General features: G+C 68.6%; 26 protein-coding genes and 3 pseudogenes. 14 read left to right on the top strand and 15 right to left on the bottom strand.

Going from position 1 to position 23,488, the window contains the following annotated elements; genetic code table 11:
* Positions 1-798 (top strand): FG-GAP repeat domain-containing protein (locus ACIRC0_RS24250; RefSeq protein WP_403619108.1); only part of this gene is annotated, 798 nt, incomplete at its 5' end.
* A gap of 71 nt (positions 799-869) precedes the next feature.
* Here the strand turns inward: ACIRC0_RS24250 and ACIRC0_RS24255 are convergent.
* Positions 870-1,451: pseudogene (locus ACIRC0_RS24255) on the bottom strand (IS481 family transposase); the annotation flags it as partial.
* Positions 1,452-1,569: 118 nt separating this feature from the next.
* On the opposite strand from ACIRC0_RS24255, the gene ACIRC0_RS24260 reads away from it, so the two are divergent.
* Positions 1,570-2,427 (top strand): hypothetical protein, encoded by an 858-nt coding sequence (locus ACIRC0_RS24260; RefSeq protein ID WP_403619111.1) that lies wholly within the window; start codon positions 1,570-1,572, stop codon positions 2,425-2,427.
* A 110-nt stretch (positions 2,428-2,537) separates the two neighbouring features.
* A complete protein-coding gene (locus ACIRC0_RS24265) occupies positions 2,538-2,978 on the top strand; it encodes a VOC family protein (RefSeq protein WP_403619113.1) in 441 nt (146 codons plus the stop codon).
* Between the two features lie 450 nt (positions 2,979-3,428).
* Here the strand turns inward: ACIRC0_RS24265 and ACIRC0_RS24270 are convergent, their stop codons facing one another.
* Positions 3,429-3,959, bottom strand: coding sequence for a GNAT family N-acetyltransferase (locus ACIRC0_RS24270; protein WP_403619115.1), 531 nt, complete (start codon positions 3,957-3,959; stop codon positions 3,429-3,431).
* Between the two features lie 71 nt (positions 3,960-4,030).
* Between ACIRC0_RS24270 and ACIRC0_RS24275 the strand changes: the two genes are divergently transcribed.
* Positions 4,031-4,609, top strand: a complete 579-nt coding sequence (locus ACIRC0_RS24275; RefSeq protein WP_403619118.1) for a TetR/AcrR family transcriptional regulator — start codon at positions 4,031-4,033, stop codon at positions 4,607-4,609.
* A 761-nt stretch (positions 4,610-5,370) separates the two neighbouring features.
* Here the strand turns inward: ACIRC0_RS24275 and ACIRC0_RS24280 are convergent.
* From ACIRC0_RS24280 to ACIRC0_RS24290, 3 genes are all read right to left on the bottom strand, one after another.
* The gene (locus ACIRC0_RS24280) at positions 5,371-5,493 is read right to left on the bottom strand and encodes a hypothetical protein (protein WP_403619121.1); all 123 of its coding nucleotides are present in this window, start codon (positions 5,491-5,493) and stop codon (positions 5,371-5,373) included.
* Positions 5,494-5,598: 105 nt separating this feature from the next.
* Positions 5,599-6,048 (bottom strand): SDR family NAD(P)-dependent oxidoreductase, encoded by a 450-nt coding sequence (locus tag ACIRC0_RS24285; protein ID WP_403619124.1) that lies wholly within the window; start codon positions 6,046-6,048, stop codon positions 5,599-5,601.
* A 144-nt stretch (positions 6,049-6,192) separates the two neighbouring features.
* A complete protein-coding gene (locus tag ACIRC0_RS24290) occupies positions 6,193-7,134 on the bottom strand; it encodes an aminoglycoside phosphotransferase family protein (RefSeq protein WP_403619127.1) in 942 nt (313 codons plus the stop codon).
* Between the two features lie 575 nt (positions 7,135-7,709).
* Between ACIRC0_RS24290 and ACIRC0_RS24295 the strand changes: the two genes are divergently transcribed.
* Positions 7,710-8,525: a class I SAM-dependent methyltransferase gene (locus ACIRC0_RS24295; RefSeq protein WP_403620276.1), complete on the top strand. Its 816-nt coding sequence runs from the start codon at positions 7,710-7,712 to the stop codon at positions 8,523-8,525.
* Between the two features lie 77 nt (positions 8,526-8,602).
* Here the strand turns inward: ACIRC0_RS24295 and ACIRC0_RS24300 are convergent, their stop codons facing one another.
* The 3 genes from ACIRC0_RS24300 to ACIRC0_RS24310 all read right to left on the bottom strand — a co-directional run bounded on the left by ACIRC0_RS24300 (position 8,603) and on the right by ACIRC0_RS24310 (position 9,865).
* Positions 8,603-8,989, bottom strand: a complete 387-nt coding sequence (locus ACIRC0_RS24300; protein WP_403619130.1) for a transposase — start codon at positions 8,987-8,989, stop codon at positions 8,603-8,605.
* On the bottom strand, positions 8,875-9,201 hold the full coding sequence (locus ACIRC0_RS24305) for a transposase (protein WP_403619133.1): 327 nt from the start codon (positions 9,199-9,201) through the stop codon (positions 8,875-8,877). Before ACIRC0_RS24305 ends, ACIRC0_RS24300 begins: the two co-directional genes overlap by 115 nt.
* 79 nt (positions 9,202-9,280) lie before the next feature.
* Complete coding sequence (locus ACIRC0_RS24310) at positions 9,281-9,865, bottom strand: DinB family protein (protein ID WP_403619136.1); 585 nt, start codon at positions 9,863-9,865, stop codon at positions 9,281-9,283.
* Positions 9,866-9,870: 5 nt separating this feature from the next.
* On the opposite strand from ACIRC0_RS24310, the gene ACIRC0_RS24315 reads away from it, so the two are divergent.
* Positions 9,871-9,999, top strand: a complete 129-nt coding sequence (locus ACIRC0_RS24315) for a hypothetical protein (RefSeq protein ID WP_257548903.1) — start codon at positions 9,871-9,873, stop codon at positions 9,997-9,999.
* Between the two features lie 838 nt (positions 10,000-10,837).
* Positions 10,838-11,218, top strand: a complete 381-nt coding sequence (locus ACIRC0_RS24320; RefSeq protein WP_403619139.1) for a pirin family protein — start codon at positions 10,838-10,840, stop codon at positions 11,216-11,218.
* Between the two features lie 158 nt (positions 11,219-11,376).
* Here ACIRC0_RS24320 and ACIRC0_RS24325 read toward each other — a convergent pair whose 3' ends face one another.
* Positions 11,377-11,745 (bottom strand): VOC family protein, encoded by a 369-nt coding sequence (locus ACIRC0_RS24325; RefSeq protein WP_403619142.1) that lies wholly within the window; start codon positions 11,743-11,745, stop codon positions 11,377-11,379.
* Between the two features lie 181 nt (positions 11,746-11,926).
* On the opposite strand from ACIRC0_RS24325, the pseudogene ACIRC0_RS24330 reads away from it, so the two are divergent.
* From ACIRC0_RS24330 to ACIRC0_RS24345, 4 genes and pseudogenes are all read left to right on the top strand, one after another.
* Positions 11,927-12,513: pseudogene (locus tag ACIRC0_RS24330) on the top strand (M20/M25/M40 family metallo-hydrolase); the annotation flags it as partial.
* A gap of 257 nt (positions 12,514-12,770) precedes the next feature.
* Positions 12,771-13,298, top strand: a complete 528-nt coding sequence (locus ACIRC0_RS24335) for a DUF3455 domain-containing protein (RefSeq protein ID WP_403619145.1) — start codon at positions 12,771-12,773, stop codon at positions 13,296-13,298.
* A 451-nt stretch (positions 13,299-13,749) separates the two neighbouring features.
* Positions 13,750-14,367, top strand: a complete 618-nt coding sequence (locus ACIRC0_RS24340; protein ID WP_403619148.1) for an Rrf2 family transcriptional regulator — start codon at positions 13,750-13,752, stop codon at positions 14,365-14,367.
* A complete protein-coding gene (locus ACIRC0_RS24345; RefSeq protein ID WP_403619151.1) occupies positions 14,325-15,026 on the top strand; it encodes a hypothetical protein in 702 nt (233 codons plus the stop codon). The genes ACIRC0_RS24340 and ACIRC0_RS24345 overlap by 43 nt, the downstream gene beginning before the upstream one ends.
* 864 nt (positions 15,027-15,890) lie before the next feature.
* Here ACIRC0_RS24345 and ACIRC0_RS24350 read toward each other — a convergent pair.
* From ACIRC0_RS24350 to ACIRC0_RS24360, 3 genes are all read right to left on the bottom strand, one after another.
* The gene (locus ACIRC0_RS24350) at positions 15,891-16,754 is read right to left on the bottom strand and encodes an SDR family NAD(P)-dependent oxidoreductase (protein ID WP_403619154.1); all 864 of its coding nucleotides are present in this window, start codon (positions 16,752-16,754) and stop codon (positions 15,891-15,893) included.
* Positions 16,755-16,934: 180 nt separating this feature from the next.
* Entirely contained in the window at positions 16,935-17,273 is a 339-nt protein-coding gene (locus tag ACIRC0_RS24355; protein ID WP_403619157.1) for a hypothetical protein, read from the bottom strand.
* A 267-nt stretch (positions 17,274-17,540) separates the two neighbouring features.
* Positions 17,541-18,530, bottom strand: a complete 990-nt coding sequence (locus ACIRC0_RS24360) for a nitrilase-related carbon-nitrogen hydrolase (protein ID WP_403619160.1) — start codon at positions 18,528-18,530, stop codon at positions 17,541-17,543.
* 374 nt (positions 18,531-18,904) lie between these two features.
* Here ACIRC0_RS24360 and ACIRC0_RS24365 point away from each other — a divergent pair, with 374 nt between their 5' ends.
* Positions 18,905-19,378, top strand: coding sequence for a VOC family protein (locus ACIRC0_RS24365; RefSeq protein WP_403619163.1), 474 nt, complete (start codon positions 18,905-18,907; stop codon positions 19,376-19,378).
* 170 nt (positions 19,379-19,548) lie between these two features.
* Here the strand turns inward: ACIRC0_RS24365 and ACIRC0_RS24370 are convergent.
* Positions 19,549-19,693, bottom strand: a pseudogene (locus tag ACIRC0_RS24370) (peptide-methionine (S)-S-oxide reductase); the annotation flags it as partial.
* A gap of 286 nt (positions 19,694-19,979) precedes the next feature.
* Between ACIRC0_RS24370 and ACIRC0_RS24375 the strand changes: the two are divergent.
* Positions 19,980-20,588 carry a CGNR zinc finger domain-containing protein gene (locus ACIRC0_RS24375; protein ID WP_403619166.1) on the top strand — a complete coding sequence of 203 codons (609 nt, stop codon included), beginning with the start codon at positions 19,980-19,982 and terminating at the stop codon, positions 20,586-20,588.
* Between the two features lie 277 nt (positions 20,589-20,865).
* Positions 20,866-21,552, top strand: coding sequence for an ATP-binding protein (locus ACIRC0_RS24380; protein ID WP_403619169.1), 687 nt, complete (start codon positions 20,866-20,868; stop codon positions 21,550-21,552).
* Here ACIRC0_RS24380 and ACIRC0_RS24385 read toward each other — a convergent pair.
* Complete coding sequence (locus ACIRC0_RS24385; RefSeq protein ID WP_403619172.1) at positions 21,533-21,985, bottom strand: MarR family winged helix-turn-helix transcriptional regulator; 453 nt, start codon at positions 21,983-21,985, stop codon at positions 21,533-21,535. The genes ACIRC0_RS24380 and ACIRC0_RS24385 overlap by 20 nt on opposite strands.
* Positions 21,986-22,529: 544 nt before the next feature.
* Positions 22,530-23,102 (bottom strand): TetR family transcriptional regulator C-terminal domain-containing protein, encoded by a 573-nt coding sequence (locus ACIRC0_RS24390; protein WP_403619175.1) that lies wholly within the window; start codon positions 23,100-23,102, stop codon positions 22,530-22,532.
* Positions 23,103-23,488: the final 386 nt, after the last annotated feature.

The following is a 23,488-nucleotide window of genomic DNA, read 5'->3' on the forward strand; positions in this document are numbered from 1 at the left end:
CCCAAGCCCGCGGTGCCGGTGCGCTCCCTGACCGGCACCTTCGGCGACCTCACCGGCGACACCCTGCCCGAGCTGCTCGCCGTACGCCCCCAGGCGGTCCCCGAGAACGGCGGCGCCTCGGGCGAGCTCGTCCTCTACCCCGGCACCCCGCAGGGGCCCGGCACCCGCGCCTCGATCGGCTCAGGCTGGGACACCATCCGGCTCCTCGCCGGCGTCGGCGACCTCACCGGCGACGGCCGACCGGACGTACTCGCCGTGGACACGGCCGGCGACCTCTACCTGTACCCGGGAGCGACGGGTGGTCTGGGCGCGCGTCAGAAGCTGTCCTCGGGCTGGGGCGTGGTCCAGGCGATGACCGGGGTCGGCGACCTGACCGGTGACGGCCTGCCCGACCTGATGGCCGTGTGGAACGACGGCACCGCCCACCTCTACCCCGGAAAGACCAGCGGCCTCGGCACCCGTGCACAGATCGGCACCAACTGGAACAGCATGCGGCTGCTCACCGGCACCGCCGGGGACCTCACCGGCGACGGCCGACCGGACGTCCTCGCCGTGGACGCCGCGGGCGACCTGTACCTGTACCCGGGAGCGGCGAGCGGCCTCGGCGTCCGACAGAAGCTGTCGAGCGGCTGGGGCATAGTCCAGGCCATGGCCGGGGTCGGCGACCTGACCGGTGACGGCCTGCCCGACCTGACGGCCGTGTGGAACGACGGCACCGCCCACCTCTACCCCGGAAGGACCAGCGGCCTCGGCACCAGCACGCCGGTGGACCTTGGCTGGGGCACGGGCCAGGCGTAGGCCGGACAGCCCGTGCCGCGCGGGGTGGCCGCCCGTGCGCCGCCACCCCGCACGGCATCACGTGATCATGTGTGCAGCCACTCGCCGAACGCCTGGCGCCGTTCGGTCTCGGACCGGTAGGGGCGGGCGTAGGCCCACTCGTCCAGCAGGGTGCGGTTGAAGCGTTCGACCTTGCCGTTGGTCTGCGGCCGGTAGGGCCGGGTCCGCTTGTGGGTGATCCCGGCCGCTGGCAACGCCTGGCGCCAGTCGCGTGAGCGGTAGCAGGAGCCGTTGTCGGTCAGCACCCGCTCGACGGTGATCCCGGCCCGAACGAAGAACGCTTGTGCCCAGGACCAGAAGGCGGTGGCGGTCTCCTTCTTCTCGTCGGTGTGGATTCCGCTGTAGGCCAGGCGGGAGTGGTCGTCGTCGGCGGTGTGGAGATAGCTGGAGCCGGCGTTGGTGCGGTTCTTGCGGCCTGCGGGCCCACCGAGGACCTTGTGGCCGCCACCGTCGGGGATGTTGCCGAGCTTCTTGATGTCGACATGGACCAGCTCGCCGGGCTTGTCGCGTTCGTAGCGGCGTATGACGCGGCCCGTGGCCCGGTCGAGGTGGGCGAGGCGGCCCAGTCCGTAGCGGGCAAGGACGCGGTGCACGGTCGAGGGCACCAGGTTCACCAGGTTCGTCGCCGCCGCTGTCGCATCTCTCGGGCATGGTGCGTTCTGGTCTTCGATCTTCGGTCTCATCAGTGGACTGTTCGACAACGACCCCGATCCGCGTGCCCGGAGACGGTGGTTGGGCGCGGCGTGGGCGCTGCGGGCCGTCGGATACGGGGTCGGGGCGTCAGTAGCCGGTCTCGCGCTGGCGGTGAACTCGGCCCGGCTCTACCAGTTGGTGATCGCGGGCAACGTCGTCCTGCTGATCGTCGCCGGTGTCCTGCTGGCCAAGTTCGTCCCACGCGTCATCACGCCGCGTCTTGCCAGTACCGGCCAGGCCCGTGGGTACCGCGTCCTGTGGGCAGACCGGCCATTCCTGATGCTCATCGCCCTCAACACGGTGTTCGCCCTGTGTAACGTGACGCTCAGCATCGGGTTCGCGCCGTTCGTCACCCGGGCACTGCCGCATCTCACCTGGATCGTTGGGCCGCTGTTGGCGATGAACACCGTCGTGCAGGCGCTGCTCATGCCGTCGATGGTGCGCCTGCAACGTGGGCTGCCCCGACACGTGTCGCTCTGCCTGGCCGGGCTGCTCTGGACCTGCTGGTCTCTGGCCACGATGAGTGCGGTCTTTCTGCCCGGAACCTGGCGGATCCTCTGCCTGGTCCTGGCGGTGCTGTGTTACTCCGCCGCCCAGATGATCCACTCGCCGGTATCCAACGCGAGGGCTGCGGACGCGGCCCCGGTCGACGTGCGCGGGCGCTACCTGGCCATCTTCCCTTCCACGTTCACAGTTGCTGCCATGGCGGCGCCAACCATATTCTCGATCCTACTCAGCGCGGGCCCTGTGGTCCCGTGGCTGGTGCTGGCTCTCGCAGCGCTTTTGACGATCCCGAGCATGCTCCTGTTGGCACGCCGACTACCGAGAGTGGCCCTTACGGGAGTCCGCCCCAACCCAACACCCCCGACGCCATCGTCGTCTCCGATTGATCGCTGACCTCCGCTCGCTGAGATCCGTGGCGGAGGATGTCGAGAGCGTGCCACCGGCTCCGCCCCAGGGACATCAGCGGCCACCACCGGCCGCACGAGGAAGATGGAGAAACCAGCATGGCGATTCAGCGGATGGACAACGTCGGCATCGTCGTCGAGGACATGGATGCCGCCATCGCGTTCTTCGTGGAACTCGGTATGGAACTCGAGGGCAGGGCAGAGGTCGAGGGCCTCTTCGCCGACCAGTGCACCGGACTCGACGGCGTCCGCTGTGACATCGCGATGCTCCGGACCCCGGACGGTCACAGCCGGCTCGAGCTGGCGAAGTACCGCAACCCCGCGGTGATCAGCGACGGGCCGCGCAACCGGCCGCACAACGTTCTGGGCACGCACCGCGTCATGTTCGCCGTCGACGACATCGAGGACACCGTTGCCCGCCTGCTCCCTCACGGCGCCGAACTCGTCGGCGAGATCGCCCGGTTCGAGGACAGCTATCTGCTCTGCTACGTACGCGGCCCCGAGGGCATCATCGTCGGACTGGCCGAGCAGCTCAGCTGAAGGCCGGCGAGGTGTCCGGTGCACTCGCAAGCCCTCCGGCCACGACCTTTGACGACCAAGTACCCCCCGTGCCACCCAAACTTCGATGGCACGCGCTCAAGGTTCGGTGGCACAGGGCAGTTGTTCCGTCGCCGAACCCTGAGCGTTCTCACCGAAGGCCGAGCGGGGCTGACCCAAGTGAGGCCCGCAGGGCGAGTACGGCGGTCAGCGCTCGCGGTACAAGCACATCGCCGGCCGCCGCCAGCGTGGTCATCCGGTTGTCCCCGGCGTCGGGCCGTTCACCGTGAGGAGTGAACATGGTCCCGCCTCCGTGGCCTGCACTTCCTGTTTGCGGGTGTGCTGATGCCGGATGCGGGAAAGGTGCGGCCAGGCGGTTCCGGGCGGCAGCGATAAGGCGGACCCCGGACCACGCATTGCTCGACACGTCCCGCCGTCACCGCGCCACGTCGGTCAGCTGTCGCTGTCCGCCACGCCGGTGTGCAGGTCGAGGGTCCAGTTCTGGCCGACGAGATCGTGGCCGTAGCTGTGGTGGCGCTCCTCGTCGGCGAGGGTGAAGCCGAAGCTCTGATAGATCTTGCGCGCCGACACCAGCACGTCGTTGGTCCACAGCGTCACCTGCTCGTAGCCGGCCTCACGCGCGAAGGCCAGGCACTCCGCGACCAGGCGCGTCCCCAGACGAAGCCCCCTACCCTCCGGAGTCACAAGCAGGATCCGCAGCTTGGCCACCATCGGCTGGTCCCCGGCAACGAGGAAGATGCAGCCCACGCGTCGGCCGTCGACCTCGGCGATCCATGCCGCCTGGCGGTCCTGGTCGCGCTCGGCGCCATAGTCGGCGACGATCTTGGCGACCAGGACCTCGAAGTCGGTGTCCCAGCCGAACTGCTGGTGGTAGCTCTCGCCGTGGGCCATCACCACCCATCCCAGGTCGCCAGGACGGTCGGCGCGACGCACCACGACTTGCTTCTGATCTTGCTGCGACATGAGCTGCTCTCCTGGCCCCGTGATCGCTCTCTCTACTGAAACAGTTGTTTCAGTTACGTTAGGCTAGCCACATGCCTCACGAAACGCCAACCGCCTCCGCCCGGCAGACCGAGCTGCTGGAAGCGGCGTACGAGTACGCCCTCGCCCATGGCTTGACCGACATGTCACTGCGCCCGCTGGCCGAGGCCATCGGCTCCAGCCCGCGGGTCCTGATCTTCCTCTTCGGAAGCAAGGACGGCCTGGTGCGGGCGCTGCTGGCGCGTGCCCGCGCCGACGAGCTGGCGTTCCTGGACCGGGCCAGGCAGCCCGATCGCCCCACCGGGCTGGTCCCAGCCGTCGAACAGGTCTGGGCGTGGCTCGCCGCGAAGGAGCACCGGCCGCTGCTGCGGCTGTGGGCCGAGGCGTACGCGCGCTCCCTCGTCGAGCCCGACGGGGCCTGGACCGGGTTCGCCCGTGCGACGGTGGAGGATTGGCTCGGCGCCTTGGCCGGCTGCCAGCCGCCGTCCGAACGTGACAGCGAGGCCGGTGCCGCCCGCCGCACCCTGGCCCTGGCCGTACTGCGAGGCGCCCTGCTCGATCTCCTCGCCACGGACGACGAGAAGCGCATCACCGAGGCCGTCGAGCACCAGCTCGCCCTGCTTCAGGACTGAAATGAGGAACGGGAGCCTCGACTGGATCTTGCCGGTCCGCTGGTACGCTACGCCTGCCAGCACCCCCGGCCTCCGCCGATGGCGAGCGAGTCCTGGCGGGCCGAGGTAGCCGCCCGGCGGGACGGTGCCCCCGGCCCGGCCCGCCGGGTCGGCCTCCCCCACCAATGCCGGGAAGACCGCGGCGAACTTCCACACCCACCGCCTCCGGCTCGAGCCCGCGTCGCCGAGTAACTCCACGTTCGCACACGGCCCGACCGAGGGTCTGGCCCGAGTACGCGAAGGCCATCGCGATGGCCCGTCGCTCTCCGGTCGAGGGTCGATTCTCGCTCGATTCAGCGATGGTGCCACACGTGTTGCAGCTCGTAGTGTCGACGGCACTGCTGCTGAGCTGCAGCAAAGTGCTTCTAGCGCCCCGCGCCACAGCGCCTACCCGAGAGAACCCTCTGTGCCCGTCGTGCCGGGAGATCGTCGAGCAGGTCAGAGCAAAGCCTCGTAGCTGACCCCGCGGCGGGTTCGCCGGACGGGTCACCACGACGGCGCGGCGCTGAGCGGAGCGCCCACGAGAGGCCCGGCCACATCGCGGCAGCAACTGCTCCCCCTCGACCACTCCCCGGGCAGTGCGGTCTCCTCACGCTGCCGCATCCGTGACGGCGGGAGTACGGCGAACGGCCCAACTCCGGCCGGCTCCCGGCGGTGGTACGGAAGGCGTTCGCAGAGGCAATTGACTTAGGCGCATCAGGGGCTGGGCGAGCGCAGGCGGGTCAGAGGTTGAAGACGAGTTCGGCCTGGTCACGCTTGGTGGTGTGCAGGTCCCAGTAGACGGGGGAGATCTGCTCGGGCTGGGCTGTCGGGAATCCGGGGACCGCCGGCACGCCGATGGACACGTTGATGCCGACGTGCGCGGCCTGGACGCCGGTGCCCTCCAGCTCCTTGTGCAGGTTGATGACCCAGTTGCGCAGGGCCGCTGCGGCGGCGTTGACGTTGGCGATCTACGGCACGGGGTCGATGGATCCGGCACCGGTGGTGTAGAGCAGGGTGCCCGCTCCCGCCTCGCGCATGGCGGGCAGCACCGCCTTCGTGGCGGCGATCGCCCCGTACAGCTGGAACTCGATCTGCTGCTGCACGTGGGACGGCTCCGTCTCGGTAGGGGCGGTCAGGGCCGGAGAGCCGAACACTCCCACCGGGGAGTACTCGAGGACGTCGATACCGCCGAACTGCGCGGCGGCGTCCTTGAGTGCCTGGGTGAGGGCGTCACGGTCGAATACGTCCGCGGGGAACGCGGCGGCGGTGATGCCTGCCGCGGTGAGTTGCTCGACGAGGCCGTCGAGCTTGCCGCGGTTCCGGGATATGAGGGCGACGTCGAAGCCCTGGGAGCCGAAGGTACGGGCGATGGCCAGGCCCAGCTGGGGGCCGGCTCCGACGATGGCGATGCTGGTCACAGCGACCCGGACCAGGCGTCCCGGGCTTCGTCCTGTAAACAACCCTGCGGGTCAATACACCCAGCCGCCGCGGCCGGGCAGGGTCGCCCCTGTCCTGGATCAGCGAAGGTTGAGCAGTGTCTTCGGAGTTTGAGTGGCTGGAGGTCACTTCTTCGGTGCTGGGGAACTGGGGCGGTGGATCGTCGCGGTGAGGCGTCGCAGCGCGGCGTGGGCGGGTGGGCCCCAGGTGCGCTTGCCGCCCGGACGGCCGTGGACGCCTGCCTCGCCGATGAAGATGCAGGCGAGGGCTTTCAACACCGCCCAGCCGCGGGCGCGGCGAAGGGTCGCCGGGTCCGGGGCCGGCTGATAGGCATCGTGGAAGCGGTCGACGGCGTCGTCCGGCAGCAGTATCCACGCGGCGGCGAGGTCGCAGGCCGGATCGCCCGCAAAGAGGTCGCCGAAGTCGATCACACCGCAGAAGGTGCCGTCCGCGGTGAGGACGTTGGCCGGATGCAGATCGCCGTGAAGCCACAGTGCCGGACCCGTCCAGTCGGGCGCGGAGACGGCGTCTTCCCAGACCGCGCGGACGGCGTCCGGGTCGGGGATCAGGCCCAGTTCGGTGGCCGAGGCCAGTTGCTGGGCGAACCCCTCGGCGCGGTCGGCCAGCGGACCGCCACGGTCCCGGCCGGCCGGCGCCCCTTGGGGGGCGGGTCGGTGAAGGGCGGTCAGGAATGCGGCCAAGGTGTCGGCCGCCTGAGCAGCGCGTGTAGCGGGGGCACGGTCGGCGGGCGTTCCCGGCACCCAGGTGGTGACAATCCACGGCCGCGGAAACCGCTTCGAGGGCTCGCCAAGGCGCTGCGGGACGGGGACCGGCAAGGGAAGACGCGGGGCCAGCGCGGGAAGCCAGGCGTGTTCTTTGCGCAGCAGCGCGTCCGCGGACAGCGTCGCCCAGGGCAGCCGGACGGCGAGGTCGTCGCCGAGCCGCCACAGCTGGTTGTCCCAGCCACGCGCGCCGAGCTTCACGGGAAGGCCGGCCAGGTCCGGGTGCTGGTCGTGCAGCAGATCCCGGACCAGCTCTGCGGTGATCTCGATCTCGGTATGGGTCACGCGGAGCCACGATAGCCGGACAGTGACCGGCCGTCGCTGAGGCCCAGCACTCGGTGCCGCTCACACTTCGATGGCGTGAACTCACCGATCGTCAGCCTCCGATGACAAAGATCAAGGTTCGCCTGGCACAGGACAGCCCCGCCCGCAACGCCGCCTCGCCGCCTCGCCGCCTCGCCGCCTGCACGAGACGCACATGGAATCGACGGGTTTGAGCTTGTCGGCCGTTCCCGGCGCAGACAGCAGATCAGCGTGCGGGCCGCCCGCCTGGCTACCTGGCGCGAACACGGGGAGTACCGCCTGAGGCGGTACCTCGAGGAGTACGAGATCCCTCTCCGTACCTGTCTCTGATCTGGGACCGGTGACGAGCTGGTGGACGACTCGTTGAGCCGACATGATCGATGGTGTGAGCGGATCTAGATGATCGATTCCAAGGGGTTTAGTGGTCGTAGGCGGTCAGTGCGAGCGTGACCGGCTGGCCGCGCATGAACCTGGCTTTCATTCATCCGGCCCCCTTGGAATCGATCATCTAGGCTGGCGCGGTGACTGATGAGCAGGAGCGGGTGCAGCCGTCGGGAGTGTGGGCCACGGCGGTGGGGGTGGCCAGGGTGCGGGCGCTGGAGACCGAGCGGGAGAACGCGCTGTTCCGCGACCCGCTTGCACAGGCCTTCGCCACCGCCGGCGGCCTGGGGCCCTCCTCGCCGCCGCTGCCCGATGACGAGGCCGCGCGTCGCCGCCGGCTGGCCGTGGCGTTCTCCATCGTCATCAGGACGAAGTTCCTCGACGACCTGTTGCAGCAGGCCTCCGCGTCCGGGATCCGGCAGGTCGTGCTCCTCGGCGCCGGCATGGACAGCCGGGCCTTCCGGATCAACTGGCCCGAGGGCACCCGGCTGTTCGAGGTCGACACCGCCGCGCCACTGGACTTCAAGGCTTCGGTGCTGCGCCAGGAGCGTGCCGTCCCACGCTGCGAGCGGATCACCGTCGCGGTGGATCTGCGTGAGGACTGGCCAGGCGCGCTGGCCGCCGCAGGGCACGACCCGGCGCTGCCGACCGTGTGGATCGCCGAAGGACTGCTGATCTATCTGCCCGAGGACGCGGTGGAGCTGCTGCTGGCCCGGATCAGCGCGCAGTCGGCGGCAGGCAGTCGGATGGGGCTGACGTTGGGCTCGCGCGGCGTGATCGAGCGCTTCGGCGCGGACGCCGTGCCGGGATCGGCGGCGTCCATGTGGGTCTCGGAGATGCCCGACGACCCGGTGGGCTGGCTGGCCGGGCACGGCTGGGATGCCAGCTGCCACACCCTGCGCGAACGCGCCGCCGCCTACGGCCGCCCGATCAGCACCCCGCCCCAGCGCGAGGAGCGGCCCGGGGGACTGATCTCGGCGGTCCGCCGGTAGACCGCCTCCCGGTTCCCTGGATGATCGATTCCAAGGGGGCCGGCCTGACGAGTGGAGCCACATACGCGGCCGGCCGGTCATGCGCGCACTGACCGCCCACGACCACTAGGCAGTGTCCCGTGGATCAGTTGGTCGTTTGACCCGGTGTGCAGTCCAGGGGTGACGGGTCGGCGCCGCCGTGGTCCCCGGCGGGGCCGGACGGCGGGTATGCCGCGGATGAGCGGCTTGAGGGCGAGGCTGTCGTGCATGTTCGCGCCGGACACGGCGACGGCGAGCGGGATGCCCTGGGCATCGGACAGCACGTGCAGCTTGCTGCCCTTCTTGCCGCGATCGACCGGGTTCGGCCCGGTCAGCGATCCCCCCTTTTGGCGCGAACGGAGGCCGCGTCGACGATCGCCGAGGTCCAGTCCACCTCGCCCCGGGCCCCGAGTTCGTCCAGCATCGCCCGGTGCAGCTGACGCCACAGGCCGGCCTCGGTCCATACCGTGAAGCGGCGATGCGCGGTGGCGGGCGACGTGCCGAACGTCGGCGGCAGATGCCGCCAGGCACAGCCGCTGGTCAGCGCGTACACCACTGCCGTGAACACGGCCCGCTCGTCACACGGAGCGGGTCCCACCACCTTGCGGACGAGCAGCGAACGACGGCAGCAACGGGGCGGCCGGCTTCCAGAGTTCATCAGGAACCAGACGCTTCGATAGATCAGCACCCACGACCGGCATCATGCCGCACGAACATCAAGTCACGTGAGACAACCTCTACGCCTTGATTGGCGCGGCCGACCTCGCGGCCTGCTCGATCTTCGCGCAGTAGGCTGCACGGGCTTCCTCGTCGATCTGCTTCTCGAGTTCGGCGCGCAACCCGGTCCGGCCGTCGAGGCCCTCGCGCAGGATATCGGCGTGCCCGGCATGCCGGATCGACTCGCCGAGGACATGGACCATGATGGCGAACAGGTTGGTGTTGGGATAAGGCTCCGGCCACCACGGCACGTGGCCGGGGGCGTCGAGGGGAAGCTCGTTGATCGTCGCGTCCGAGTGTTCCCACGTGCGCCGGTAGAACCCGATGATCTGATCGCGAGTCTCGTCCTCGGTCGCCCACAGATCGCTGCCGTTGTAGTCCTGCCACCGGGGCAGCGGTTCCGGGGAAGGGCGGTCGAAGACCTCGCCGAAGTACCTGGCCTCGACGGTGGCCACGTGTTTGACCAGGCCGAGGAGGTTGGTCCCGGTCGCTGTCAAAGGTCGGCGGGCGTCGTATTCGGACAAGCCGTCGAGTTTCCAGAGCAGCGCCTTGCGGTCCCGCCGCAGTCTCTCGTGCAGGTTGTCTTTCGCGAATTCATCGATCATGCGGCATGAGCCTGCCATGGGCTGCTCGTGGTCTCAAGATCCCGTACGTGGTCCGCAACGACTGGCAGAGCCGAGGCCTGGCCATGGCCGCCGCCCTGACCTGCTACAAGAAGCTCGCGAAACTTGCCACGTGAGACAACCCCCAAGTCTTCGACAAGAGCCCTCGCTGCCTGGACGGCACCACGCTCGAGCAATACAAGGACAAGGAAGCGGAGCAGGGGGGAGGATGAGGGCTCTGCCGCCAGACACCGGCGAGCGACCGAGCATGCACGTCGACCACGACCACGTCACCGGGAAGCTGCCGGACCTGCTCTGCCACCACTGCACCTACTGCTGCTGGGGAATGCGCAGGATTCGGTCGAGCAACTGCGCCTCGCCAGCGCCCATCTCGAACGCACCGCCGCCAAGTAGTGCCACACTGGCTTCAGTTCGCCGCGCGCCCCCATCGCGGTTGGCGTTGTCGAAGGAGGCGGGATGCCGACATCCCTCAGAGCGCTCACCGTCAGCACCCTGTCCAGCCTGGTCGCGGCCATCGCCATTACCATCGGCGTCGGCACCTACTGGTGGTTGTGGGCCGCCTGAAGCGTGCTCGCCGCCGGCACCGTGGCCCTTGTGGCCGACGACCGCCGGCAGCGCAGCTGACGCAGGCGAAGCGCCCGCCCACGCACCAGAGAGGCGGGCGCAGGCGTGTTCAGCCGGTCTTCTGCCGTTCCCCCAGCTCGTGGATGCTTCCGCCGTGATGGTGCCGTCCTGCCGCTCGTAGCGGGAGAGATCGAGCCCGAGACCGAACGTTGGCACCCACTCACCCACTCACCCACTCACCCACTCACCCACTCACCCACCAAAGTCCCGGCGCACGCGCCGGTCACGACCACGACTGAGTCATTGAGCTGAACGTCCAACAGTCGTGCTCCTTTCAGGCGAGCCGGCCGCCGCCGTCGACGTGCAGCCTGGGCCCTGGAGGGCGCCCTCGTGCACCAGGACTCCACCGGCCACAACGGCATCATCTACCCGGGCCCGGCCCAACGAATGAGTGCTGGCACCGGGATCCTGCACAGTGATCGCAACGACTCCTGGACGCTCACCGGCACCCCGGAACACCGCGACCCCGCGCACTTCATGCAGATGTGGATGATCGCCGACCCAGCTGGGATCGCCCGGGTTACGAGCAGCTCGACATCAACGACCAACTACGGCAGGGCGGCTGGATCACCCTCGCGTCCGGCATGCCCAAGCACAGCAGCCTGCGTGCCATCGGCATCCATCAACAACACGCCGACTATACGTGGCACGGGTCCGCCCCGCGGAGATTCTCCACCTCCCGAACGCTCCTTTCGTCGCGGGGTCCGTTGAGTTCCCACCGCGCCCGAGGACGGCCGCACCCGCCGTTGCATCGTCCGCGCCGCCCACCTGCTTCGCGCGCTGCTCGCCCTGGCGAACATCGAGGCCACTACCGGCAAATGATGTCTACCGCAGGCAGCCCACGACCAGCACAAGCACCCGGAACAGCGTCACTGAACCGGGATCGGCTGGGTGAGGTTCACCGGGTTGCCGTCGGGGTCCTGGATGTGGGCGACGCGTTGTCCCCACGGCATGTCGTTGGGGCCGCCGCGGACCGAGCCGCCCAGCGCCGTTACCCGGCCGAGCGTCTTATCGACGTCTTCGACACCGATGCTGAGCAGGATCCGCGACGCCTCCCGGCCCCCCGGGTTCGCCTTGGCCACCAGCCCGAGGTCGGTGTCGCCGATACGCAAGCCGAGGTAGAAGACCGGGCCTTCCTCCGGTACCCGGAAGATCTCCTCCGCGCCGAACAATTTCGTATAGAAGCCGAGCAGGAGGTCGTGGTCGGCAGTCAAGATCACTGGCTGGATGGTGGACATGGCACTCCTGTCGAGAACGGTCGTGTCGCTGGGTAGACCGTTCGAGGACGGTGAACTCATCGGCAAAACCGCCTCGCCAGACGATCTACACCACAGACTGCCGCCCACGACCGGCACGAGCACCCCGAAACGGGGTCACGCCACCCCGCTGACCAGCCACTTCAAGATGGCGGAGCTTCAGTGGGAGAGCAATCCGTTCGCACCTCGGGCCGTCGGCGGTGTCGTGTATGGCCGGGGCGCTTGCGACATGAAGGCCGGGGTGGTCGCCAACCTGGCCGCCCTGGCCGCCATGCGCTCCTGCGGCGCCAGGCTGCGTGGGCGTGTGGCAGCGCACTTCGTGGTGAGCAAGGAGGACGGTGGCCTGGGTGCGTTCGACACGCTGCACCGCGGCCACACCGGCGACGCCTGCATCATCACCGAGCCGACCAGCGGCACCCTGGTGACCGCCAACGCGGGCGCGCTGGCCTTCCGCATCGAGGTGAGCGGACAGGCCACCCACGGCAGCACCCGCCACGCCGGAGCCCGCTGCTGCACATGGTGCACAACGCGTACAACGACGCCGTGGGCGGACCCCCGTTGCGGGAACGCGGTGCGCCGTACGGCAGTGACCTACGGCTGTACTCCGCCGCGGGTATACCGACGCTGCACTTCGGTCCAGGGGACGTACGGCTGGCCCATGGCCCTCGCGAGCAGGTCCGAGTCCGCGAGGTCGTCACCGTGACCCGCACCCTCGTCCTCGCGGCCCTGCGGACGGTCGGCACGAAGTGAGGCGTCGCGGGCCAGCCGTCCGCTCTCGTTCCGCGGATCCGGCGGGCCGAAAGGAACCGCGCACACGCTTCTTACGAACTGGTTACCGAGGCCCGGCAGTTGAGTTGCCCCACGCCCTCGGCACGTACTGTCCCGTGCAGGGAACTCGGGTGACGCCTCGCGTCTCAGCCAGGACCGCGTTCCTCCCCCTTCCTTCCAGACACGGAGTCCTCTTCATGCACCTGAGCAAACGCGCCGCTCTGACAGCCGGATGTGTCATGACAGCCGCCGCAGCGGTTCTCAGCGCGGCCACCGTCGGCCATGCCTTCGACGGCAGCAGCAACGCCGCTCGGCGGTCGGCACCCGCACCGATCCCCCCACAACTGCGCGTCCCAGACGGCAACAGGAGGATTGCATCGCTCGAAGCCGCTGGTGTGCAGACCTACACCTGCACCAACGGCGCGTGGGCGTTTCTCGAGCCGGCAGCCACGCTCTGGAAGCGGCACGACGGCGGACGGCACACGGTCGCTCTGCACTCGCGGGGCCCGGTGTGGATCTCCACGGTGGACGGCAGTGCAGTCAACGCGGCCGCGGTGCCCGGCGCCAGCGTCCCTCACGAGAACGCCGTACCCGAACTGCTACTGAAGGCCACCGCCACGCGCGGTGACGGCATGTTCGGCTCCGTCTCCTACGTCCAGCGACTGCAGACCCGCGGCGGTGTCCAGCCCACGGGGAGCTGTACCTCGGGGTCTCAGCTCGGCGTGCCCTACTCGGCGACATATGTGTTCTACGCGCCTGCCACCTGACCGGGCGTGGGGCGAACTCCCGAACCGGGCGCCGAACAAGAGCTTCCTGGCATGCCCGGCTCTTCTGCCCCCGCACCCGAAGCCAGGCGGCTGACATGCGGAGTCTGCTACGCGGCCGAGCATGCGGCAGACGGCGGTGTCTGAGCGGAGCCTGTCACACGGCAATCCTGGGGTAGTTGCTAGCCCCTGGGCTGGACTGTCGTCCCGCATCAGCCGCCCCGCATCAGCGTGCGGTCTGGCGTGGCAGGGCACCGCGTGCTGCGTTCTGCGAGCTTGGCACTGCTACATGCGCACTGGCTGAGTACACCCCTCCGACCTCGGCCCTGTCGTACCTCAACGACAGAGGCTTGACGCAATAGCCTCTGTCGTATCAGTATCTGTTGCGATGGCGAAACGCCGACCGGAGCAGAGGTGGGACTGCAGAGGTGGGATTCATGACTGCCAACGCCGCATGACCGTGGCCCCGCACGCATTGACCCGGATACTGGCCTGCCCCAGGCGTCCTGACGGCATCGTCGTCAGCGACGAGATCGCCGAGAGCGTCAACACCAATCCCGTCGTCATCCGCCGCGTACTCAGAAATCTGCGTGACGCGGTCCTGGTCGCCTCCCAGCGCGGGCAGCGGGCGGGGGAACTGGCCCACTCCCCGAAGTCGATCACGCTGAGCGGCGTCTGCCTGGCCGAGGAGCGCACACAGCGCGGGAGCCCGCGCAATCCGACCTTGCCTCCGGGGCAGATAGGAGCATATGCTCTTATCTGGCCGTCGGCGAGGAGCCTCCTCTTTGCCGGGAGGAGTCTTCCTCCGCGCCCACAGCTCCGTGATGCGGCCGTCCGCCGAGAAGCGAGACGACCGCGCACGTGCGGCAATCCGATGTCCTCGGCAGAGGCCAATCCGATGTCCCCGGCAAAAGCGGGGCAGGCAGCGGCTGAGCTGGTGCCTGCCCCGCGGAAGCGGTACTCGAACCCTGTCCCCCCAGAGCAGCAACAGAGCGCAGCTGCTCTCCTCTCACGGGAGTCCTTATGCTCATGCCTGTCAAGAAAAGAGTGTTCGCCGCAGCCGCCGTCGTGACCATGGTCGGCGGCCTCACTGCAGCAGAAACGCTTTCCGCCAACGCGGCCACCGCAGAGTGCGGCGACAGCTGCATCAAGATCTACAGCGCCAAGTACGGCACAGCAGAGCATCCCAACCTGGTCGAGACCGTGTATCGGGGGGTGGCCGGCGTCGGCCAGCCCACCGCGATGTACCCCGTCAGCACGACCGACCCGGCCGGGGACATCGTCGGTCATCGGGCGGGCCTGGTGTCCGACTTCTACAAGGACGGCCTCGTGTCCGCGGAGGTGAACAAGCACTACGGCCGCCTGCGTGCGGTGGAAGTCGAGTACGCGCCGCACGGCAAGCGCACAGGCCTGTGCGCGGGCCTGTCTGAGATCGCCTACCAGAACGAGGGCCTCACCCTGCAGAAGTGCGGCGTGTCCGCCCAGACCGTCTGGATCATCGACACCAAGGATTCACCCTCGACCGCCTCCCAGGGACACTTCCCGCTGGTCAGCGGCTCGACCACGAACTACACCCACCCCTATGCGATGACCTTCCGCCATGGCTCGTACGAGCACGGCGGCCACTGGCGTGACGGTCACCGAACGGTGCCCACGCAGATCCGGGTCGCCAGGCTGATGGGCAACCCGTCCCACGTGCCCGCCAGCCAGCTTTGGGGCACGACGAAGTAGCAACCACCGGTTCATGCGGCCCAGGACGGCTGCGCGGTGGCACCGCCCCAGCAGGGTGGTGCCACCGTCGCATTCGGGATCCGATTGCGACGGTGGCACCGCCCCAGCAGGGTGGTGCCACCGTCGCATTCGGGATCCGATTGCCTTCGATTTACCGTGCCCTGCCGAGCAAGCTACCGGTAGGGCGATGGGGCAATGCGGGGGGCGCGCGGTACCAGGCGTCGGCGATGAGAACGTTCTCCGACACCGGGGGTGCCGTTGCGTGTACGGGCGGCACTGCGCGGCGGCTGCCTGACGGGCCGACCGGGTGGCTGCGGTGGTGCAGCAGTGAACGCAGCAGTAAACATGGTGGGCACGGGCAGCCAATGGCGTATCCCGTGCCCAGGAGCGGCAGCGACGGATGTGTCCTCACTGCCTCGGCGACCGCGGGCGTTGAGGGCACCGGTCGAGGCGGACAGCCTGCCCTGCGGCCGAGCTGCCCTTCGATCCCGAGCGAGTGGCTGGCGGGCCGGGGCAGTGTGCGAGTGCCGGGACCCGATGGCCGGACGGTGCGCGATCATGCCGCACCGACGGGGCGTACGGTCGACCACCCCCGGTCAGCGCCCACGCTTCGGCCCAGGGCCTGTTGCAAGTCCCGCCTCCGCGCGGGACTTGCAACAGGCCCTGGGCACCCGAGGGACACGATGCTGTTCGTGGACGGCACCCTGATTCCCGCTCACACCACACGGCTGCCGTGTGGTTGAAGACCTACCTGCACTCGACAACCACAGGTGCCCGCCCCCCGCTACGCAGACTTGCCGATCGCCGGCGTTCCTTCGGGTGGCCGACGTGCTCGGCGTAGGGGGCGTACACGCCGAGGCGCGGTCAGGACCGCGTCACGTCTCCAGCACGGCCAGCTCCGGCCTCGTTCGAAGTGTGCCCGGTGGGCTGGGAGGAAAAGGCGCGCACGTAACGCTCGGCGGGCCGGGAGCTGGACAGGTTGCCGCTCAGCGTCTGACGCGCGCTCTGGTAGGTGTCCCACAGCGTGACGTCGGGCAGTGCCGGAAGGGTCACCACTTCGCCCTGGTCGAGTCCCGCCAGTGCGGCGTCGACCATGTCCTCGGCAGTCATGACCCACTCCTGGGGAAGGCTCTCCACCGGAGCGCCGGCTATTTCCCAGAAGTCCGTCGCCGTGGCTCCGGGCAGCACGACCTGCACACGGAGCCCCTTCTCGCCCAGCTCACGGTGGAGCGACTGGCTGAAGGCAAGAACGAACGCCTTCGATGCGCCGTAGACGCCGTTGAGCAGCTCGGGGACGACGGCGACGATCGACGCGATATTGATCACGGTGCCCTTGCGGAGCACCGCACCGGGCGCGTAGGCGTAGGTGAGCCGGGTCAGCGCGGTCGCGTTCAGGTGGATCATGGCCTCCATCGCGTCCACGTCGGAGTCCACCAACGGTGTCACCGAACCGACCCCGGCATTGTTGACCAGAACCGAGATGTCCGACTTCGAACGGAGTATCTGCTCGACGCGACGCAGGTCCTCGGCTCGCCCGAGGTCCGCGACCAAGGTCTCCACCGAGCGACCGGTCTGCGTGGTGAGCCGCTCAGCCACGGTCTGGAGCCTTTCGCGGTTGCGCGCCACCAGGATCAGATCATGGCCGCGGCGGGCCAGCCGGTCGGCGTACACCGCACCGATTCCGGAGGAAGCACCTGTGATGAGGGCGGTTCCCAGTGCTGTGGTCATCTTCTGTCATTCCTTCGCAAGTATGTGATGTGGAGCGTGCGTTGTAGACGATCAGCCAAGCGTCGGCGGGACCGTGTTTGCGGGTGCGCGGCTCATGGCCGGCGGACCTGGCTTGACGGCGGGGAGTGCCGGCCCCGTCGCTCTCGCCGGCAACCAAGCTGACCGGACCTTGGGGAAGCATCACCCCAGGTAGAAGTCCCTGCGGGCGGCCACGAACGCCTCAATCGTCTGGGCAGGAACACCCGTCACCCGCTCGACGTCGTCGGTCGTGCGGTAGCGGTTCTGTCGGTGCGGCCAGGTCATGGTGAGGACGTGCTGCTCGATGTGCGGGGGCCGGCCCACCTTGGCGAGTGCCTCGGCATGCCACCGGTCCAGCGGCACGTCCACATAGGACACCGGCCTTCCCAGCGCACGTGAGAACTCCTCGGCCATCTCCGTCATGTCGACCGAGCGCGGTCCGGTCAGCTCATAGACCCTGCCGATGTGCGACGCCGGGTCACGGAGCACGGTGGCGACCACTCGGACGACACCTGGGTCAGCTCCTGCCAGCGGGTGATCCCGCCATGCGCTTCAATGGCCTTGGTGAGCAGCTCGTCCACGTCGGTCCCCTTCCGCGTCCGCTCTTGGGGTCAGCCCAGATGTTGCTGCGTACGCCCTCCGGCCATCGTGCACGGTGCCGCTCCTGCCGCATCCGCACCGGGGAGCGGCTGTCCGGTGGCAAGGCTGTGCGCGCACGGCTTCGGTCCGGTTGCGTGTGTCGTCGGCCGGCAGCCTGCCACCAGCGGCTCAGTGGGTCTCCGTGGAGAGGCCTTCCTCGATCGTCCGGTGCGGGGCGAACTGTGCGTGGCTGTCGCGCTCGTGGAGGTGGGCCGTCGGTGTGCGGTCGATCTGCAGGCTGAGCAGTTCCGGGCGACTGTAGTGGCCGCGCGCGTCCATGAGGCGCTTGCGCCGGTCGATCAGCTCGAAGTCCAGGTCGGCGATGACTTCACCTTCGCCGGAGGTGAGCGGCTCGCCGATCACGCGGCCCTCGGGATCGACGATGGCCGTGAAGAAGCCCCCGGAAACCGCGCCGACGGGGCCGCCGGTGTCCTGGGCGATCTGCGCCCGCTGGTCGTCGTCGAGCCAGGCGGTGGCGTTCACCACGAAACAGGCCGACTCCAGCGCGTGCTGGCGGATGTTGACCTCGATCTGCCCGGCGAACAGCGGCCCGCCGAAAGCGCCCGGATACATCGCGGCGTGGATCTGCTCGCCTTCGGCGATCAGCGAGTAGCGCGCCAGCGGCAGGTAGTGCTCCCAGCATGCGAGTTGGCCGATGCGGCCGACCGCGCTGTCCACCGCGCGCAGGCCCGAACCGTCGCCCTGGCCCCAGATCATGCGCTCGTGGTAGGTCGGGGTGATCTTGCGACGGCGCTGGATCAGCGTACCGTCCGCATCGAACAACAGCTGCGTGTTGTAGAGGGTGCCGCCGTCACGCTCATTCACCCCGATCGAGACCACCATGTGAGCCGCCCGGGCGGCCTCGGCGATCGCGTTCGTCTCGGCGGACGGTACGACCACCGCCTCCTCGAGCAGCCGCAGGTGCTCCCTGGCCATGGCGTACGGCGGCTGCACGAAAGAGAAGTACGGGTAGTACGGGACGACGGTCTCGGGGAAGACGGCGAACTGCACTCCCTTCCCTCCCAGTTCACGGATCTTGTCCACGACCCGCTCAACCGTGCCGGCACGGCTGTAGAGCACGGGGCTGATCTGAACTGCTGCGGCCTTCACTACGGTCATGATGTGCTCCTGATGGCAATGCGTCACCAAACGCAAGCTGATGGTGCCGCCCCCGTCCGGGTGCGGGCATGAGGTGGCGGGTAAGCACGGCCCTTTCGGCCGACTGGACCCAGCGTGCCGCTGGGCACCCTCGCCAATAGGAGCATATGCTCGTATCTGGCCGACGGCAAGCGGGGCCCTTGAGCCGGAGCCAATCCGCTCACCGCAGACGCCCACCACCGGACTCCCACCGCAGCCCACTCCCCCATCCCCCACGACCGGTCGCCGCGCGGACCTCTTGACCGACATTGCCCAGCGGGGAACACCCCTGGGCACCGGCCCACACCGGCAGCCGTCGCGTTGCGGAACCCCAATTGGTGAAGCTGAATGAAAGAATGGATATGAAACTCGAACTGCTCGTCCTGCCAGTCGCCGACGTGGACCGCGCGAAGGCCTTCTACGAGAAGGCGGGGTTCCGTCTGGATCTGGACAAGGCTCCCAGTGAACAATTCCGGGCCGTGCACTTCACGCCGCCCGGCTCGGGGTGCTCGATCATCTTCGGCAAGGGACTCACGTCCGCCGAGCCGGGTTCACTGCAGGGCCTGTACCTCATCGTCTCCGACATCGAAGAGGCACGCGACGAGCTCGCCGGCCGCGGCATCGACGTCAGCGAAGTGTTCCACGACGCGGGTGGACTCCTGCACCATGGCCACGAGGGCGGAGACGTCCAGCACAACCTCGAGGGCCAGGAGCGGCTCTCCGGCCCACACCCCGACCGCACCTCCTACGCCTCTTACGTCACGTTCAGCGATCCGGACGGCAACGGCTGGGTGCTCCAGGAGATCACGCAACGTCTGCCTGGCCGGTGACCAAAGCCGACGTGACCCGAGCGGGCGCCGTGGATGTCGTGCGCATCCGTGAGGTGAGACATGAGCGGTGCCAGGGCTTCAAGATCGCGGCGGCCGTCACTGTCTGACCATGGCCGCCGTGCCGGTGGACGGTCGCCGACTGGTGCTCCGCCCGGCGCCGTAGGCGCTAAGTGGTTGCGATAGGTTGCGTTCGGCGTGTCACCGCCGCTGTATCCGACACGCGTGGAGACGACCCCCGGCTGCTTGCGTATGCAGGTCCTGCATGCCCCGATGACACCCGCCCGCCAGTACGGCTCGCTCGGTGGCCACTGTGATCGGTTGCTCCCTCACGTTCGCGCCCGCCCGACGCGGTCGAACCTACCGGCGCGTGTTCACCCATGCTCATAGCTCCGGGGCCGCGACAGGGGCGGCAGGCGGACAGCGCCAATCCGAACCGGTGATGCCCCGGCAACGGGCTTCGCCGTACCGCGGGGGCGACCTGCGGCGGTGCGAGTCGGTCCTGCCGGCACTCCCCCCACCGCGGGCAATTATGTACCCTGTACCGCGCTCGGGGTAAGATGCGAAGCGCGGAAGCTTATTTCCTGTCGGAGGGAGGGAGAGCGTGACGTGGGCAGCCCTTGCCCGGTACGGAGTGGACCCGGCACCCGACGGGCTGGCGTTCGTGCAGGAGTTCATGGACACGATCGCCGCGGGCAAGCCGCGCCGTGAGGATCTCCTCGCCGACCTGTCCACCGCCCAGGAGTGGCTGGACGGCGCACTGTCCGACTGGGCGCATGCGACCGCGGCGGCTCCCCTTGCCGTCACCCTGGAACAGGACGACCTCGACCGGCTGCGCGACTTCCGGGAGGACCTGCGTCACGCCGCCGCAGCCACCAGTGCGGGCGAGCAGGAGAACGGTGGTGCCGGTGCCGCGACACTGCCTGCGGTGCCCGTGAGCATGCAGTGGGACGACTCCGGCCGTATACAGGCTGTCCCCCGCGGTTCCGGCTGGAGGAAAGTGGCCTCACTGGCCACCGTAGAGGTGTTCAAGGCTCAACTGGACGGCTCGTGGTGCCGGATCAAGGCCTGCCGCAACCCACGGTGTGCGGTGGCGTTCTACGATCGCTCCCGGAACAACAGCGGGGTCTGGCACAACGTGAAGGTCTGCGGCAACGCCGCGAATCTGCGCGCTTACCGGGCACGTCGGCGCGGCCCCGGCACGGCCACCTGACGAAGCGACGTCTCTTCGCCCGACCTTGCTCAGGGCCCCGTCCCGAACCGACTGTGGGTGCCGGTACACCTCACCTGATCGGCGGGGGTTGCTGCGGCGAGTGCCGGCCCGTGCTGCTTACGGGAAACGCTTGTGCCGCTCACGGGAATGGTGGGGCAGCCGACCGAGTATCAGCCCCGAGCCCGGCAGGTGCACCCGCCTTGCCTGGAACCGCAGCTCAGTCCCACCGGGCCCCTGAAGCCGGCCCGGCCCCGGACACGAGCCGCGCGGATCGCACTTGCCGTCCCGCAAATGGGAGCTGCGCTCCATTCTGTCCGACAGGGCGCTGCTCTCTGCCGGGAACGGTCATGGCGGCGATCTGGAGCACCTGGCCGATCGCCTCATCGCCGACGAGTCGGGCCCCCATGAGCGAGGCGACGACGCGGTGCTGCTCCTGGCGCGCTATGAAGGTGCGGACGGCGACGGTGCACCGCGAAGAGGGAATCTGCACATTCAGCGTCGTGACCTTCACGGAGTCAAGACGGCCCGCGACGTCGCGGACGACCGGTTGCGTGCGTGGTCGCTGGCAGAGATGTCGGACACTTTCCAGCTCGTCGCGATCGAGATTGTGACGAACGCCCTCATCCACGCGGGCAGTGATGTCGACATCCGCCTGCGAGCCTTCGATGATCACTTGCGGCTGGAGGTGCGAGACTCCGACAGCAACCCGCCCGTTCCGTCGCCGTTGGCTCTGTCCGAGGAAGAGAAGGCGGACGCCGAGCACGGCCGTGGCCTGCTCATCGTGGAGGCCCTGGGGCGACATGGAACAGCTCCCCCAACGGCCGGGGCAAGACAGTCTCGCTGGACCTGCCCATCGTGCGGGGCTGACAGCCCCGGATGCGTGGTGTTCGTCGACCTCGGTCGGCCCGTCCACCAGGGGCCGGATCCGAGCCCAGCGGTGATGCCTACTCGGCCCAGGGCGTGAAGCCGGTGTCGAGTACGACTGCGAGGGATGTGCGCAGGCGGGCAGCGTCCTCGGGGCCAAAGGCTTGCTCGAACTGGGCCTGGACGTCCTTCCACAGGAGGACCGCCTGACTCATCCGCGTTCGGCCTTCCGGCGTGATCGCGGCGATGCGCGCCCGGCGGTCGGTCGGCGACGGCTCGACGGTCACCAGACCTTCCCGTGCCAGCGGTTTGAGGTTCGAGGCCAGCGTCGTACGGTCCATGGCGATCATGTCGGCGAGGGCGGTGATCGTCATTTCTCCGTGCGCGCTGAGCTTCTGCAGGATGCTGAACTGCGTCGCACGAAGTCCGACCGGGGCCAGCGCCTTGTCGTAGGTCGCGCCCAGGTACCGGGCCGCCTTGCGCAGTGCCAGGTTGTTGCACCGCTCGGCGAAGTTCGGCGGCGTAGTGGTCATGGTCTCCTCCGTGGTTCCCGAGGCCATGATACGAGCACGTACTCATAAATGCCAGGGTGATGGGGATCGACGGCGGCTGGCTCCCTCTTGCACTTCAGTCATGCAGGCAACGTGTGTACGGACGCCCGAGGCCGTCCTCGACGCACTCGCCCGTGGGCACGCGGCTTGGGAACGAGGAGCGTTTCCGCGTGCAGGAGGCGATTCACGGGGCGCTGCCGATCGACGAGGACAGAGAGGCACTGTGGCAGTGCGCCACAGCGGCCTGCCGGGACGCCCAAGCAGGCACACGGCACCCGTCGACAAGGTATCCCGGCATGAAGTATCAGCTGCAATGCGGGATCCCGTTTGGAGGGCATAGCGCGCGACCAGCTGTCCGGCCGGCCCCCTACGGAAGATCACCGACGATTGCGCGATGCCGCAGCACTGGAACAGATCCGTAGCCGGGCGATCGGGTCTGTCCTGCCGCAACGAAGCTCACCGACGGCCGCCCTCCGGGGATGATTGCCGCACCGCAAGTGAACCGGCGCCGTTCCCGGCCCCCAGCTCACCGCAACAGCACACCGAAGACGACAGTGAAAAAGGCTTCGAACGCTCGAGCCGAGCGATCTGCTCGAGCGGAGATCAATGCGCCTTCCCAAGCGCTCAGCACGAAGCGCGCCAGGGTGGAGGCGTCGAGGGTCTTCGCGACATCCCCTGCCTCCTGGGCGTCGGCGATGGCGAGGGCGAGCGCGTCACTCCAAGCCTGGAAGCTGTCGCGCACTGTCGCCCGTACGGAGTCGCTGTGATCTGCGACCTCGACGGTAAGGTCGCCCACGAGGCAGCCCCGGTTGAATTCCGTCCGGACGTTGGCGTCACGCAGGGACTCGAAGTGCTCCCGCAGCCGGGTGAGCGGCGCGACCGAGGAGTCGCGGAGGTGCTCCAGCCGCATGGTTTCCCCATAACGCTCCAGGGCCACGACCGCCAGGGCTTCCTTACTCGGGAAGTGGTTGTAGAAGGACCCCTTCGGAGCGCCGGCGGCGTCGGTGATGTCCTTCACGCCCGTCGCCGCGTAACCGTGGGCATGGAACTGCTGAACCGCCGCAGCGATGAGATTCTCACGCAGGCTGGCCTTGGGCACCGGGATCCTTCCTCCGTAGAAGAGTGGATGGTCAGCTTACAGCATAAGACGATTGGTCACTTTGGATCCTAGCAAAACGAACCCCTACTCAGCGCCTCTGCGCCGAAGCGAAAGCGGCAGTCCGTTACCGGGAAGCAGCGGGATGTGGACTGTCACGCAGGCGACGAGCTTGCCGGCTTTAAGACGACCGGTCATTATAGAAATCGGGAAGCGGCGACCCCTAGTCCGGCCATCCCCCGGCACTGGGGCAACGAGCAGAAAGGACCTTGTCATGAGCGATCTCACGACCCATGTCATCAACGCGCACGGCGGCCTGGACCGCTATCGCCCGCCGGACCGGCCGCACACTACGCCTTCGACCACGCGGCCTTCGGGGGCATCCTGAA

The sequence above is a fragment of the Streptomyces sp. NPDC093984 genome, from assembly GCF_044764595.1.
Lineage (GTDB): Bacteria > Actinomycetota > Actinomycetes > Streptomycetales > Streptomycetaceae > Streptomyces > Streptomyces cynarae.

Coding starts and splice junctions, on each gene's coding strand:
- ACIRC0_RS24265 (WP_403619113.1), top strand. CDS start 2,538: ATGGCGATTCAGCGGATGGACAACGTCGGCATCGTCGTCGAGGACATG.
- ACIRC0_RS24270 (WP_403619115.1), bottom strand. CDS start 3,959: ATGTCGCAGCAAGATCAGAAGCAAGTCGTGGTGCGTCGCGCCGACCGT.
- ACIRC0_RS24275 (WP_403619118.1), top strand. CDS start 4,031: ATGCCTCACGAAACGCCAACCGCCTCCGCCCGGCAGACCGAGCTGCTG.
- ACIRC0_RS24305 (WP_403619133.1), bottom strand. CDS start 9,201: ATGAACTCTGGAAGCCGGCCGCCCCGTTGCTGCCGTCGTTCGCTGCTC.
- ACIRC0_RS24310 (WP_403619136.1), bottom strand. CDS start 9,865: ATGATCGATGAATTCGCGAAAGACAACCTGCACGAGAGACTGCGGCGG.
- ACIRC0_RS24315 (WP_257548903.1), top strand. CDS start 9,871: ATGAGCCTGCCATGGGCTGCTCGTGGTCTCAAGATCCCGTACGTGGTC.
- ACIRC0_RS24325 (WP_403619142.1), bottom strand. CDS start 11,745: ATGTCCACCATCCAGCCAGTGATCTTGACTGCCGACCACGACCTCCTG.
- ACIRC0_RS24335 (WP_403619145.1), top strand. CDS start 12,771: ATGACAGCCGCCGCAGCGGTTCTCAGCGCGGCCACCGTCGGCCATGCC.
- ACIRC0_RS24340 (WP_403619148.1), top strand. CDS start 13,750: ATGACCGTGGCCCCGCACGCATTGACCCGGATACTGGCCTGCCCCAGG.
- ACIRC0_RS24345 (WP_403619151.1), top strand. CDS start 14,325: ATGCCTGTCAAGAAAAGAGTGTTCGCCGCAGCCGCCGTCGTGACCATG.
- ACIRC0_RS24350 (WP_403619154.1), bottom strand. CDS start 16,754: ATGACCACAGCACTGGGAACCGCCCTCATCACAGGTGCTTCCTCCGGA.
- ACIRC0_RS24360 (WP_403619160.1), bottom strand. CDS start 18,530: ATGACCGTAGTGAAGGCCGCAGCAGTTCAGATCAGCCCCGTGCTCTAC.
- ACIRC0_RS24365 (WP_403619163.1), top strand. CDS start 18,905: ATGGATATGAAACTCGAACTGCTCGTCCTGCCAGTCGCCGACGTGGAC.
- ACIRC0_RS24385 (WP_403619172.1), bottom strand. CDS start 21,985: ATGACCACTACGCCGCCGAACTTCGCCGAGCGGTGCAACAACCTGGCA.